This is a genomic window from Algibacter sp. L4_22, from assembly GCF_023473045.1.
In the GTDB taxonomy this organism is placed as follows: domain Bacteria; phylum Bacteroidota; class Bacteroidia; order Flavobacteriales; family Flavobacteriaceae; genus Algibacter.
The window spans coordinates 435,781-449,916 of sequence record NZ_JAMCOK010000003.1 but is presented as its reverse complement, the minus strand read 5'-3'; the positions used below and the strand labels follow the sequence as shown (position 1 = coordinate 449,916).

Annotated in this window: 13 protein-coding genes and 1 tRNA gene; 8 read left to right on the top strand and 6 right to left on the bottom strand. The window is 31.9% G+C overall.

Annotation, left to right across the window (positions count from 1 at the left end; genetic code table 11):
- Nucleotides 1–7 precede the first annotated feature (7 nt).
- On the bottom strand, nt 8–1,243 hold the full coding sequence (gene lysA, locus M4I23_RS10095) for a diaminopimelate decarboxylase (RefSeq protein ID WP_249754308.1): 1,236 nt from the start codon (nt 1,241–1,243) through the stop codon (nt 8–10).
- Between the two features lie 193 nt (nt 1,244–1,436).
- On the opposite strand from lysA, the gene sucC reads away from it, so the two are divergent.
- Together sucC and M4I23_RS10085 are read left to right on the top strand one after the other, a co-directional pair.
- Complete coding sequence (sucC, locus tag M4I23_RS10090) at nt 1,437–2,627, top strand: ADP-forming succinate--CoA ligase subunit beta (protein WP_158844302.1); 1,191 nt, start codon at nt 1,437–1,439, stop codon at nt 2,625–2,627.
- A gap of 179 nt (nt 2,628–2,806) precedes the next feature.
- Nucleotides 2,807–3,769, top strand: coding sequence for a D-2-hydroxyacid dehydrogenase (locus M4I23_RS10085; RefSeq protein WP_249754307.1), 963 nt, complete (start codon nt 2,807–2,809; stop codon nt 3,767–3,769).
- Between the two features lie 23 nt (nt 3,770–3,792).
- Here M4I23_RS10085 and M4I23_RS10080 read toward each other — a convergent pair.
- A tRNA-Leu gene (locus tag M4I23_RS10080) sits at nt 3,793–3,878 on the bottom strand.
- A 69-nt stretch (nt 3,879–3,947) separates the two neighbouring features.
- Nucleotides 3,948–4,343: a hypothetical protein gene (locus M4I23_RS10075; protein ID WP_158844298.1), complete on the bottom strand. Its 396-nt coding sequence runs from the start codon at nt 4,341–4,343 to the stop codon at nt 3,948–3,950.
- Nucleotides 4,344–4,465: 122 nt separating this feature from the next.
- Between M4I23_RS10075 and M4I23_RS10070 the strand changes: the two genes are divergently transcribed.
- Nucleotides 4,466–4,906, top strand: coding sequence for an Lrp/AsnC family transcriptional regulator (locus tag M4I23_RS10070; RefSeq protein WP_158844296.1), 441 nt, complete (start codon nt 4,466–4,468; stop codon nt 4,904–4,906).
- A 5-nt stretch (nt 4,907–4,911) separates the two neighbouring features.
- Here the strand turns inward: M4I23_RS10070 and M4I23_RS10065 are convergent, their stop codons facing one another.
- Nucleotides 4,912–5,289 carry a VOC family protein gene (locus M4I23_RS10065; protein ID WP_249754306.1) on the bottom strand — a complete coding sequence of 126 codons (378 nt, stop codon included), beginning with the start codon at nt 5,287–5,289 and terminating at the stop codon, nt 4,912–4,914.
- Nucleotides 5,286–6,503, bottom strand: coding sequence for an MFS transporter (locus M4I23_RS10060; RefSeq protein WP_158844292.1), 1,218 nt, complete (start codon nt 6,501–6,503; stop codon nt 5,286–5,288). Before M4I23_RS10060 ends, M4I23_RS10065 begins: the two co-directional genes overlap by 4 nt.
- 295 nt (nt 6,504–6,798) lie before the next feature.
- Here M4I23_RS10060 and M4I23_RS10055 point away from each other — a divergent pair, with 295 nt between their 5' ends.
- Together M4I23_RS10055 and M4I23_RS10050 are read left to right on the top strand one after the other, a co-directional pair.
- Nucleotides 6,799–7,326: a DUF4252 domain-containing protein gene (locus tag M4I23_RS10055; RefSeq protein ID WP_158844290.1), complete on the top strand. Its 528-nt coding sequence runs from the start codon at nt 6,799–6,801 to the stop codon at nt 7,324–7,326.
- Complete coding sequence (locus tag M4I23_RS10050) at nt 7,326–7,931, top strand: DUF1684 domain-containing protein (RefSeq protein WP_158844288.1); 606 nt, start codon at nt 7,326–7,328, stop codon at nt 7,929–7,931. The genes M4I23_RS10055 and M4I23_RS10050 overlap by 1 nt, the downstream gene beginning before the upstream one ends.
- A 72-nt stretch (nt 7,932–8,003) precedes the next feature.
- Here M4I23_RS10050 and M4I23_RS10045 read toward each other — a convergent pair whose 3' ends face one another.
- Nucleotides 8,004–9,869: an ABC-F family ATP-binding cassette domain-containing protein gene (locus tag M4I23_RS10045; RefSeq protein WP_249754305.1), complete on the bottom strand. Its 1,866-nt coding sequence runs from the start codon at nt 9,867–9,869 to the stop codon at nt 8,004–8,006.
- Nucleotides 9,870–9,974: 105 nt separating this feature from the next.
- Between M4I23_RS10045 and M4I23_RS10040 the strand changes: the two genes are divergently transcribed.
- The 3 genes from M4I23_RS10040 (at nt 9,975) to M4I23_RS10030 (ending at nt 14,134) form a co-directional block, all read left to right on the top strand.
- Complete coding sequence (locus tag M4I23_RS10040) at nt 9,975–10,766, top strand: polysaccharide biosynthesis/export family protein (protein WP_249754304.1); 792 nt, start codon at nt 9,975–9,977, stop codon at nt 10,764–10,766.
- A gap of 3 nt (nt 10,767–10,769) precedes the next feature.
- Nucleotides 10,770–13,205 carry a polysaccharide biosynthesis tyrosine autokinase gene (locus tag M4I23_RS10035; RefSeq protein ID WP_249754303.1) on the top strand — a complete coding sequence of 812 codons (2,436 nt, stop codon included), beginning with the start codon at nt 10,770–10,772 and terminating at the stop codon, nt 13,203–13,205.
- A gap of 62 nt (nt 13,206–13,267) precedes the next feature.
- A complete protein-coding gene (locus M4I23_RS10030; protein ID WP_249754302.1) occupies nt 13,268–14,134 on the top strand; it encodes an ABC transporter permease in 867 nt (288 codons plus the stop codon).
- The last annotated feature ends 2 nt before the right edge of the window (nt 14,135–14,136 follow it).

Below are 14,136 nucleotides of genomic sequence, written 5' to 3'. Positions count from 1 at the left end.
AAGTAGACTACTTAGCGGCTATACTTTTCTTTTTTGTTGAAAAATCGACAGCTATTTGATTGTGTAAAATATCATCAAAAGTTTCTCTTTTTCTTATTAAGTGTGCTTTTTCATTATACCATAAAACCTCCGCAGGGCGCAAACGAGAGTTGTAGTTACTCGCCATAGAGAAGCAATAAGCACCTGCATTTTTAAATGCTAAAATATCACCTTCGTTAATTTCTTTTATTCTTCTATTATTTCCAAAAGTATCCGTTTCGCAAATATACCCTACTACAGTATAAAAACGTTCACGACCTTTAATGTTCGATATATTAGTGATTTCATGATGCGACCCATAAAACATAGGGCGGATTAAGTGGTTGAAACCAGAATCGACCTGTGCAAAAACGGTTGAGGTTGTTTGTTTAACCGCATTTACTTGGGCTAAAAAGTATCCCGATTCGCTTACTAAAAACTTTCCTGGCTCAAAGGCTAGAGTTAATTCTTTACCGTAATCTTTACAGAAATCGTTGAATCGTTTAGATAATTTTTTACCTAATTCTTCAATATTAGTTTCAATATCTCCTATTTTATAAGGCACCTTAAATCCAGAACCAAAATCTATAAATTCTAAATTTTTAAATTGTTTTGCCGTTTCAAACAAAATTTCACTAGCATAAAGGAACACTTCAATATCTAAAATATCACTTCCTGTGTGCATGTGGATACCATTAATATTCATTTTAGTATTTTCTACAATACGTAAAATATGAGGAATTTGGTGAATAGATATTCCAAATTTAGAATCAATATGTCCTACAGAAATATTAGCATTTCCACCAGCCATAACATGTGGGTTTATACGAATACAAACCGGTGTGTTAGGGTGTTTTGTTCCAAATTGCTCAAGAATAGAAAGGTTGTCAATATTAATTTCAACACCTAATTTGGCTGCTTCTTCAATTTCATTTAAAGAAACTCCGTTTGGTGTAAAAATAATTTGCTCAGGTTTAAAACCTGCAGCTAAACCTAATTGCACCTCTTGTATAGATACCGTATCAATGCCAGAGCCTAAGCTGTGTAAAAGTTTTAAAACCGAAATATTCGATAATGCTTTTACTGCATAATTAATTTTTAATTTCTTAACATCTTTAAAAGCATCCGTTAGGCGCTTGTATTGGCTCTCAATTTTATGACCATCATAAACATATACAGGGCTGCCAAATTCGTTGGCAATTTTAAGCAATTGACTCTCTTGCATGGTTTTTTAATTTTTGTCAAAGATATTTTTTTTGCTTCAATAAAAAATAAATAAAGTAAAAATTGTACAAATTAAACATTTTGTTAATTATTTAACACCGAAAAAGCGGTAATTGCTAATTTCCGCATAAAATAATTAGTGTAATTACCGACGATTATTTACATTTGTTGCACTTAAAACTATCAAGCAGATTATGAATTTACACGAATATCAAGGTAAAGAAATATTAAGCAGCTTTGGGGTACGTATCCAACGTGGTATTGTTGCTCAAAATGCACAGGAGGCAGTTGCTGCCGCAAAACAATTAACTTCGGAAACAGGAACTAGCTGGCACGTGATTAAAGCACAGGTTCATGCAGGTGGTCGTGGAAAAGGTGGCGGAGTAAAAATTGCCAAAAGCCTTAAAGAAGTTGAAGAAATTGCAGGACAAATAATTGGGATGGACTTAGTAACACCTCAAACTTCTGCTGCTGGTAAAAGAGTTCACCAAGTTTTAATTGCCGAAGATGTTTACTATCCTGGGGAATCTGAAACTAACGAGTTTTATATGTCGGTTTTATTAAATAGAGGAACAGGACGTAACATGATTATGTATTCTACTGAAGGTGGAATGGATATTGAAACGGTTGCTGAAGAAACTCCTCATTTAATTTTTCATGAAGAAGTAGATCCAAGTGCTGGATTATTACCTTTTCAAGCACGTCGTATCGCTTTCAATTTAGGATTATCTGGTTTGGCATTTAAAGAAATGACAAAATTTGTAACTGCTTTATATACGGCTTACGTAAAATCTGACTCGTCTTTATTCGAAATTAACCCTGTTTTAAAAACAAGCGATAATTTAATTATGGCAGTTGATGCTAAAGTGACTATCGATGATAATGCACTTTACAGACATAAAGATTACTTAGCTTTACGTGATACACGTGAAGAAAGTGCTATTGAAGTAGAAGCAGGCGAATTAGGTTTAAACTATGTTGACCTTGAAGGAAACGTTGGTTGTATGGTTAATGGTGCTGGTTTAGCAATGGCAACTATGGATTTAATTAAGCAAGCTGGTGGAGAACCTGCTAACTTTTTAGATGTTGGTGGTACTGCAGATGCAGCTCGTGTAGAAGCGGCTTTTAAAATTATTTTGAAAGATCCTGCTGTAAAAGCAATTTTGATTAATATTTTTGGAGGTATTGTTCGTTGTGATAGAGTAGCTCAAGGTGTTATAGATGCTTACAAAAACATGGGAACTATTAATGTACCAATTATTGTACGTTTACAAGGTACCAATGCTGATATCGCTAAAGAATTAATCGATAATTCTGGTTTAGATGTTATGAGTGCAACAGAATTCCAAGAAGCTGCAGATAAAGTACAAGAAGTTTTAGGTTAAGCCTTTATTAAAATATATTTTAAAAAAGAGTAATGTGAAAGCATTGCTCTTTTTTTTTGGTAAATATTGAAAACTATGTGTTTTCAATTATGAAGAAGAGGTTTAACAAAGCTAAAAAATATTATATTTATAGAACTTACTTTAATAGAGGTTAAAGAACCATAATAAAACATAAGGAAATGAAAATAGTAGTTTTAGACGGATATACATTAAACCCTGGAGATTTAAGTTGGAAAGCTGTTGAAGCATTCGGAGCAGTAAAAGTATATGAAAGAACGGATTTTGATAATGAAACCATAATTAAAAATATAGGTGATGCCGAAATGGTTTTAACAAACAAGACACCATTACCAAAAGAAGTTCTTGTAAAAGCATCAAATCTTAAATATATAGGTGTTTTAGCTACGGGCTACAATGTAGTTGATGTTGTAACTGCTAAAAATTTAGGAATGGTTGTGAGTAATGTTCCTATTTACGGTACACAGGCTGTAGGGCAATTTACAATGGCATTAATGTTGGAATTGTGTCACCATGTTGGTAATCATAATACAGCTGTTAAAAATGGCGATTGGACAAATTCTAAAGATTTTTGTTTTTGGAATACCCCACTTATAGAGCTTTCTGGAAAAAACCTTGGTATTGTTGGTTTAGGAAAAATAGGGCAGTCTATGGCTAGAATAGCTCAAGCTTTTGGATTAAATATATTGGCTTATAACCGAAGTAAAGATTTAAGATTAGAATCCGAAACTTTAAAATATGTAGAATTAGATGAACTTCTTGAAAAATCTGATTTTGTGAGTTTACATTGTCCGTTAACAGAAAGTACCGAAGGATTAATAAATACGAAGTCTATTTCTAAAATGAAATCTAGTGCCTTCTTGATAAATACATCTAGAGGCGGATTAATAGTTGAAGAAGATTTGAAAAATGCGCTCAACTCCGGGAAATTAGCAGGAGCAGCTGTAGATGTTGTTTCTAGTGAACCCATTAAAGCCGATAATCCATTATTAAAAGCTGAAAACATTATAATTACACCTCATATCGCTTGGGCTTCAAAAGAAGCAAGGGCGAGATTAATGCAAACTACTGTTGAAAATATTAAGGCCTTTTTGCAAGGAAATCCAATTAATGTGGTGAATTGAAAATTTAGGTAGAAAATATAAAGTGCGCACGAGAAGATTCGAACTTCCACATCCTAAAACGGATACTGGCCCCTCAAGCCAGCGCGTCTACCAATTCCGCCACGTGCGCATTTAAGGTTTTAAATCGGGCGTAAATATAATGATGTCTATGTGAACTAAAAATATAAAAAGCAAATAATTACAAAGTAAGTAACCAACTGCGTTGAAGTTTTTTAAATTTCTTTAATTCGCTACGTAGAATGGGTAGAAAATCTTTCCCATTACTGTTAGATTTTTCCAAACGGTACGAGTTTTTATAAAGCATATTTGTTAATCGTCTTAAAGATGCAATATGCTTATACTTTCTTTCGGAATAGCGTTCTAACTCAACATTTACAATTTCAGGAACAAGTGATACCGATTGCTGAACAATATCACCAGAAAAATAAATATCTGCATCTTCCGTACCATCAGCTCTTAAACCAGATAAATCATGATTTAAATACATGGAAATGTTTTGAGATAAGGATAAAATCTCAATGGCTTTTTTATAAACCGGTAATTCCGATAGATTTGATGGGGTATTCGGGTTCATTATTTTTATCTCTAGCAATTTTATCAAATTTAGCGACAAGAAATTACATTTCACTTTAGATTTTAAAGTAAAAACGTATATTTGCTTTAGATATTAATTTTTTATAGTTAAAATTCTTTTAAATGAAACTAGATGCGCTTAATACTAAGATTTTAAAGTGTTTACAGCAAAATGCACGTATGTCTAATGCCGAAATAGGCAGGCAGGTTGGTGTAACTTCTCCTGCGGTTTCCGAGCGTATAAAAAAAATGGAAGACTTGGGGGTTATTGAAGCTTATAAAGCTATTGTTTCTCCTTTCGAAATTGGATACCAACTAAAAGCTATCATTACACTTCGTGCTTTTATGGGGAAACTAAAACCCTTTTTAGATAAGGTTAAAACCTATGATGAAGTAGTAAATTGTTACCGTATTACGGGCGATGAAAATATTGTAATGGAAGTGGTTTTAAAAAATCATAAACATTTAGAAACGTTCATCGATCAGCTTATAAGTTATGGAGAATCTAAAACGAATATTGTACTTTCTCGCGTTATTAAGCAGAAGGAAATTAAGCCAATTTAATTGACTTAATTTATCCGCCAAGCTGGGTTTTTTCTGTTTTTTCCGGCATCAAATAAAATAAGATTATTCCCGTCGGGATCTTTTAAATGAGCTTCCCGCCAAAGCCAAGGTTTATCGTTTGGTAATTCAGAAAAAATGACACCTTTTTGCTGAAGTTTTGCGACCCAATTATCTAAATCTTCATCTTCAAAATAAATGGTAATACCGTTTCCTTTTGGTAATTCTTCTGCGTTATGTATTGAAAAGGTTGCATCTCCATCTGGGCATTCAAAACGAACATATCTCGGGATTGAATCTACAATAAGTTTTAATCCCAAAATTTTATAAAATTCTACAGCTTTTTCAACGTTAATTGATGGTATGGTTATTTGGTTTAAATTCATCGAATTTTCTTCTTTTTTTGAGTATTTAAATATTGACTTAAAGAGAACAATAAAAGTACACAAAAGCCAGCTAACATCGTAAAAATATACCAAGTGTTATCGAATCCTAAATCGTCAACCATATGCATGCCAGCATTATGTGCAAAAATATGTGCTATAGAAAAAGCTATAGAATACAATGCCATATATTCACCTTGATTACCTTTTTTTGCGCGATCTAAAGCAAAGGCATTTGAGAATGGAAAGGTAATCATCTCGCCTAAACTCATAAATAGCATACCTATTATTAAAACGCCAATCCATGAGGTTAGGTTTAAAACTAAAATACTCATAGCAAGAAGTATTGTTCCAAAAATCATTAAACTAGATTTTGTAAAGCGTGTAGACTCTAACCATTTTATCAGTGGCATTTCTAACAAAAAAATCACAAATCCATTCATACCTAAAAGAATACCAATATCAAATTCAGTTAAGTGGTGTACATCTTTGTAGTACAAAGGCATAGTCGAGAAATATTGTAAAAATACAATACCGAACAGTACCATGGCAATTAAAAATATAAAAAAAGCTTTGTCGTGATATGCCGATTTAGGATTCTTAATTTTTACTTCATCTAAAACTTTTGCTTTTTTAGGGTGTAATACTTGAATAAGAACTATGGTTGCTAATATACAAGTTATGCCATCGATCCAAAATAGACCGCCATAGCTTAGTGTTGTAATTATAATGCCACCAATAGCTGGCCCAACTGAAAAACCTAGGTTTATAGCTAGTCTAATTAATGTTACTGAACGTGTTTTGTTTTCCGGTTTGCTGTATGCACTAAGAGCTACAAACATTGCTGGACGGAACATATCTGCTACTAGCATAACTAAAAATATACCAATGCAGAAACCTTCGAAGGTATCTAAAAACTGAAGCGCAATAAATAGAACTCCTGTCGAAATTAAACTTCTAACCATTACTTTGTAGTAGCCTATTTTATCGGTTAATCGTCCGCCAAGCCAAGAGCCCACTACAGATCCAAGGCCAAAGGCACTCATAATCCATCCTACATCTTTCAATGTAAAATCTAGATCTTCGGTTAAGTAAAGCGATAAAAAGGGGATTACCATGGTGCCGGCTCTGTTAATTAGCGTTATTAATGCTAGCCACCACACCTCTTGAGATAAACCTTTAAATGTGTTGATGTAATTGTTAAATAGCGTTTTCATTTTTGTGATTTTTAGTTTTCTCTTCAAAGAAAACTTCTAGTAATATGTGGTTATATTGAAATTTGGAAATTAGTTAAACAAAAAAAGCCCGACTGTGAAGTCGGACTTTTTAAAATACTGAAATAATATATTTTTATATCACCGCAACAAATAGCAAGTCCAACCTTTTCGCTTAGAGCAAGAGGTATATAACTTTCTATAAATAGTGACGTTGTTTTGCATTATTGATAATTTATTTCGTCAAATGTATTTAAAATTTTCTTAAGTTGTATTTTTGAAACGAAATAATTTAGAAATGAAGAAAATATATATAGGTTTTAGTTTATGCTTTTTGTTGTTTTCTTGCGGGAGTAGTTTTCAAGGATTTTATAATAACCATAAAGCCGATATGGGGACAACATCATTTCAGGTTCCTAACTTTATGAAGTCTGTTTTAAGTCAGATTTCTCCGGAACTTAACAATACTATCGGAAATATTTCAGACTTGAAATTCATAAAATTCGATGCGCTTAATAAATTTAAAAGAGAAAGCTTAATTGCAGAAATGAATGCGATTACAAATGGCGGTTATACAGATGTTTTTAGAAAAAATGATGTGAGTAATACACGTATAATTTCTGTTAAAGAACTTGGTGCAGTAGTAACCGATGCTATTATTTTTAATAGTACTGAAAATGAAACAACGGCCTATTATTTACAAGGTAATTTTGATCCGGAAAAAATTAAGTCGTTTGCAAATCAAAATGTTTTTAACGAGTTTTCTAATAGTTTAATGCAATCCTATCAAACAAATACAACTCCATCTTTTAACCCCGAGAAATAATGAAAAATCTAATTTTAACCGCAGTAATATTGATCTCTGTTTTTAGTTGCGGACAAAATAAACGCCCTATTCAAGGTGAAACTGAGTTTCAAAAAACGATAAATGCGGAGTATAAAGACGTATCTACTTCTCCTTTAAAAGATAAAGATAGAAAGGAATTTGAAAGCCTTGAGTTTTTTAAATTCGATTCTACTTTTGTGGTTGAAGCACGATTAAAACGTGTGAAAAATGCAGAATGGTTTAATATGAAAACAACAACAGATAGAGTGTCTAAAGAACGGGTTTTTGGTGTTTTAAGTTTTGAATTGAAAGGACAAGAATTTAATTTGAATGTGTATCAAGGTCAAGAATTAATGCAGGAAGAGGGTTTTGAAGATTATTTGTTTTTACCCTTTTTAGATGAAACTAATGGATTAGAAAGTTATGGTGGTGGACGCTATATTGATTTGAAAATCCCAGATTCTGATAGATTGATAATTGATTTTAATAAAGCCTATAATCCTTATTGCGCTTATAACGACAAGTATTCTTGCCCAATTACACCTCGTATTAATTATTTAAAAACACGAGTTAACGCTGGGGTAAAAGCATTTGGGGAACATTAATATTATTTAAGTAATGTGTTAATCTACATGCATAAGTTAATAATATTTATGCATGTAGGTTTTATATAAGTTTTAATCCTCAAGTTTTGCTGAAAGCTCAAGCCAACGCTCTTCTTTTTCGTCCATAGTTTCAATAATAGCTTGAAGCTTTTCGGAAAGCGTATTAATTTCATCTGGTGTTAAATCTGGATTATGAAATTTGTCTTCTAATTCCTTTTTATCAAAAGTTAAAGATTTTAATTTGCTTTCAATATTTTTTAGCTCCTTTTCTTCGTTGTATGATAATTTGTTCGGTTCTTTCTTTTTCCAAGCATTTTTTTCTTTTTTATCTTCTGTGTCACCTATTGAAACAACATCTTGGCTATCTTCATAAATACGATAATCGGTATAGTTTCCTGGGAAATCTTCAATTTCACCTTCACCTTTAAAAACAAATAAGTGATCGATTACTTTATCCATAAAATACCTATCATGCGTTACCACAATAACACAGCCAGGGAAATCTAATAGAAAACTTTCAAGGACATTTAAAGTTACAATATCTAAATCGTTAGTAGGCTCATCGAGAATTAAAAAGTTAGGATTCTGTATTAAAACGGTACATAAATAAAGACGTTTACGTTCGCCACCACTAAGTTTTTCAACAAAATCGTATTGTTTTTTTCTACTGAATAAAAAGCGTTCTAAAAGTTGCTGAGCAGAAATTTGCTTCCCTTTTTTTAACGGAATATAATCACCAAATTCCCGAATTACATCTATAACTTTTTGTTCTGGTTTTATAGTGATCCCGTTTTGGGTGTAATAGCCAAATTTTACCGTTTCACCTTTAGTAACTTTACCCGAATCTGGTTCTGCTATTTGGGTTAAAATATTTAAAAAAGTAGTTTTTCCTGTGCCATTTTTTCCAATTATGCCAACACGTTCACCTTTTTGAAACATGTAGTTGAAATTATCAAGAATAGTTTTGTCTTTAAAGCTTTTTGAAACTTTATGAAATTCTAAGATTTTACTACCTAAACGTTCCATATTAAGTTCTAATTGAACTTCGTGATCGTTTCTACGTTGGTGTGCGCGATGTTTAATATCTGCAAAATCGTTAATTCTAGATTTCGATTTTGTTGTACGTGCCTTTGGTTGACGGCGCATCCAAGTAAGCTCTTTCTTAAAAAGTTGCTTCGCTTTGCCTGTTTCTATAGCTTCATTTTCTATGCGCGCTTCTCTTTTTTCTAGGTAATAAGAGTAATTTCCTTTGTAGTTGTGGATTTGCCCTTCGTCTAACTCTATAATTTCATTACAGACACGCTCTAAAAAATAGCGGTCGTGAGTCACCATAAAAAGGGTGATGTTTTCTTTAGAAAAAAAGGATTCTAACCATTCAATCATTTCTAAATCTAAATGGTTGGTTGGCTCATCTAGAATTAGTAAATCGGGTTTATTTATAAGTGCATTTGCTAGAGCTAAACGTTTTATTTGTCCGCCAGAAAGTACGCTTACTTTTTGTGATAAATCTTCAAGTTTAAGTTTGAAAAGTATTTGCTTATAAAGCGTTTCAAAATCCCAAGCTTGATGACGTTCCATAGCATCGAAGGCAGCTTGGTAAGCGTCTATGTCATCAGGGTTTAAAAGCGATTTTTCGTAATTTGAAATTACTTTTAAAATGGGGTTTTCACTAGCGAAAATAGTTTCTTCAATCGTTAAGTTTCCATCAAACTTCGGGTCCTGAGATAAAAATGAAACAGCTATTCCTTTTCGGAAAGTTACGCTGCCAGAACCTGCTTCATCTTCTCCGGAAAGAATATTTAAGATAGATGTTTTTCCTGTACCATTTTTAGCTACGAAAGCTATTTTTTGGTCTTTGTGTACACTGAATGAAACATCTTCAAAGAGTGTAAGTTCTCCGTAAGATTTCGATATATTTTCTACTGTTAAATAATTCAAGGCTATTTGTTTTCTTGCAAAGAACGTCTAAAAAACCAAAAAAAAGGGTATAAGTTTTATTCTTCACGGCGAAAACTTATATTTGTGGTTAATCTATTAACCTATATGTTAAAACAATTTGCCCTTTTAGTTCTTGTTGTGGTTACGGTAGTTTGTACTTCCTGTATCACAAATAAAGATGTTGTGTATTTACAAGACAAGGGAACAGTGTTAAGCGATTCGCTACAAATACAAGCTTTGGCTAAGCCTTATCGTGTTCAAATAGATGATGTTTTAAGTATTGATGTTAAGGCCTTGGATAAAGAGTTGGTTGAAATTTTTAACCCAACAACAAGTGCTATTGGTAATACGCAGCAAGCACTTTATTTCACAGGCTTTACAGTGGATTTACATGGTAATATTGAGTTTCCCATTTTAGGAGAAATAAATGTTCTAGGTTTTACTGTAGAGGAAATTGAAGACAAAGTAAAGCGCGAACTTTTACAGCAGTATTTTAAAGAAACGGCTCAAATATTTGTAACGGTAAAACTCGCTGGGCTTAAATATACTACCGTAGGTGAAATTTCAAGTAGTGGTGTACAAGTTATATATCAAGAGCGCGTTAATATCATTGAAGCGGTTGCCAATGCAGGTGATATTCTTCAGACTGGAGATAGAACAGATGTTTTAATTGTAAGGCAATATCCTGATGGTCAAAAAATACATCATATAGATTTAACCGATATTACAGCAATGAAGTCCGAGTTTTATTATATACAACCAAATGATATTATCATGGTAAAACCATTAAAACGTAAGGCTTTAGGTGCTGGCGAGACAGCATCACAAACTTTTACAACAATAGCAAGTTTGTTTTCGGTTCTTGTTACCACTTATTTTTTAGTAAAGAATCTGTAAATTATGGAAGATGGATTTGATTTTCAAAACGGACAGAACTTTGATTTTAAAGAATTTGTTTTCAGAGCTTTAAGTTATTGGAAATGGTTTTTACTGGGCTTATGCATTGTGTTTTATGTTGTTTATTATCAAAATATAAGACGTGAGTTTCCTTATACGCTTGGAGCATCGATAACGGTGCAAGATGATAAAAACCCCTTATTTACCGCTACTACTAGTTTGGTGTTTAATTATGGTGGTATATCTGGAAAGGTACAGGAGGTTTTATTAAACTTAACGTCCAGAAAGCATCATGAAAAAGTTGTGGATAGTTTAAAGCTATATATAACATATTTAAAACAAGGCCGTTTTTATAAAACTGATATTTATAAACAAGCTCCGTTTGAATTTGAGGGCAAGATTGAAAGTTATCAGATTATTGGACATGCCATAAAAATCACTTTTTTAAATGAAAACTCATTTCAGATTTCATATGATTTTGGTGAACTAGAAGAGGTTGTATTACAAAATTTTCAAAGCAAAGACGTTAAGACGGTTAACCTATCGGAAGGAATTCTTTCTGAAACATACAATTTTGGTGATTACATTGATTTGCCTTTTTTAAAAGGACGCATAATTAAAAGAGAGCAATCTAAAATTGTTTCACAATCGGAATATTTTATTAGGTTTAATAATTTTGATAGTACTGTTTCTAGTTTTATTCAATCATATATTGTTAGGAACGAATCTAATTCACCATTATTAACAGTAAGATTAACTAATAAGAATAAACCTAAAATTGTTGATTATATAAATACTTCTATTTTTATTTTAGATAGAGATCAATTGCAACGTAAAAATCAGTATGCTATAAATACTATTGAATTTATTGATAAACAGTTGTCTAGAGTTAAAGGGGAATTAACCAAAAAAGCTGATTCTCTTAACGATTTTATGCGAACCAATAAAATATTCGATATAGAAAGTGAAAGTGCTTTGCTTACAGCTAAAATTGAAGAATATAAAGATGAGAAAGAACTTTTTAACGAACAGCTTTTGGCTTTAGATTTATTAAAAAACTATCTAAATACTAATAATGATTATAGTGATTTACAAGTACCATCAACTACTGGTATTTCGGAAGGGAATATTGGAGTAAATGTATCTAAGATTGTTTTGTTATCGGCCGAGAAGTCAAAATTAGCTTATTCTGTAAGAAATAATGTTTCGGTTTTTGATGATTTAAATCGACAAATAGGAGCCTTAAAATTGGTTGTTCTAGAAAATATTGCTTCGGAAAAATTTAATATCCAATCGCAGTTAAAGGCTCTAAATTCTAAGATTTATAATTCTGAACGTGAGTTTTCTACAATTCCAGAAAGTCAACAAAGATTAAGAGCTATAGAACGTGAGTATTTGTTAAGTCAGAGTACTTATGATTTATATTTAGCCAAACGTGGAGAGGCCGATTTAATTAAAGCATCCAACGTATCGGATATTGTTTTAATAGAACCAGCAAAAGACACTGGCCAAGGTAGAAATGCAGTTAACCTTAATATAAGATATGTTTTTGCATTTTTCACAGTGTTGATTCCTGTTTTTTTAGTGGCATTTATTGTAACATTTTTTGATAATAAACTTCATGCTCCAGGAGATTTAGAAAAATTAAGTAGCATACCTTTGTTAGGGGTTATTGGGCAAAATGATACACCTAATAACTTAGCTGTTTTTAATAAGTCTCAGTCGGCCATGGCAGAAGCATTTAGGGCTATACGTTCTAGTTTGCAATTTATGTACAAAAAACATGATTTAGAAGGTAGTAAAACGGTATTAGTTACATCGTCTATTAGTGGAGAAGGAAAAACCTTTACGGCTATTAATATAGCATCAGTTTTTGCTTTAAGCGGTAAACGGACAGTTTTAGTTGGTTTAGATTTAAGAAAGCCTAAAATTTTTGATGATTTTGAATTGAAAAATGAAATAGGAGTTGTTAATCATTTAATAGGTCAAAAATCATTAAGCGAAATTGTACAGCATACAAAAGTTGAAAACTTAGATATTATAACGTCTGGACCAATACCTCCAAACCCTTCCGAGTTATTAATTAGTGCAACTATGGATAATCTCATAGCAGAATTAAAAACAAAATATGATTATATCATTTTAGATACACCTCCTGTAGGTTTAGTAGCCGATGCCTTAGAACTTTTAGAGTATGCAGATGCTTCGCTTTACGTAGTTCGTCAAGATTATACGCAAAAAGATATGTTGACCTTAATAAATGAGAAACATAAAAATGGAGTTGTAAAAAATATTAGCTTTATCTATAATTTTTATAATTTAAAAGGGAAATATGGTTACGGCTACGGTTATGGTTATGGAGATTATGCGAATGGTTATCATGATAAAGTTGAGAAAAAAAGTTTTTTCAACAATCTTATCTCTAAATTTAAAAAGTAGACTAATATTTAATTAGTGAATATTTCTAATTTAAGCTCTTAATAACATAATTTAATTAGAAAGTGGAAAATAACGACTGGCTTTATACAATTTCACCTAAGAAGAAAATAATAGATCTAAATCTTAAAGAAATTTGGAGCTATCGTGATTTGTTGTTTTTATTTGTCAAGCGTGATATTATAACGGTTTATAAACAAACCATATTAGGGCCTTTGTGGTTTTTTATTCAGCCCTTGTTTACGTCTGTAATTTTTACCCTAATATTTAACAATTTAGCAGCTATTCCAACAGGAGAAGGAGTGCCTCCCTTTTTGTTTAATTTGGCAGGAATAACGTCTTGGAACTATTTTAGTGCGTGTTTAACAGGTACTAGTAATACGTTTAAAGCCAATCAAGGCATTTTTGGTAAAGTCTACTTTCCTAGAGTGATTACCCCATTATCTGTGGTGTTTTCAAATTTATTAAAGTTTAGTATTCAGTTATTGGTATTAGTAGTGTTTTATATCTATTATGTGTTTTTTACGGATCAAGTTGTAACCGTGTCACCACAATTAGCAATAGTGTTTCTTCCTTTACTAATAGTATTTATGGGCTTGTTTGGTTTAGGTTTTGGAATGATTTTATCATCATTGACTACCAAATATCGTGACTTAACTTTCTTAGTTAGTTTTGGAGTACAGTTATTAATGTATGGCTCGGCAGTGATGTATCCATTATCTTATTTTAAAGAAAAAGTACCAGAGTATGCTTGGTTAGTAGAATATAATCCTATGACTACTATTATAGAGTTGTTTAGATATATGACTTTAGGTGTTGGCGCATTTTCAATAACTAATTTTATATATGCTGGAAGTATAAGTGTAATCGTATTTTTATTAGGATTAATAATTTTTAATAAAACGGAAAAAACGTTTATTGATACGGTTTAGAT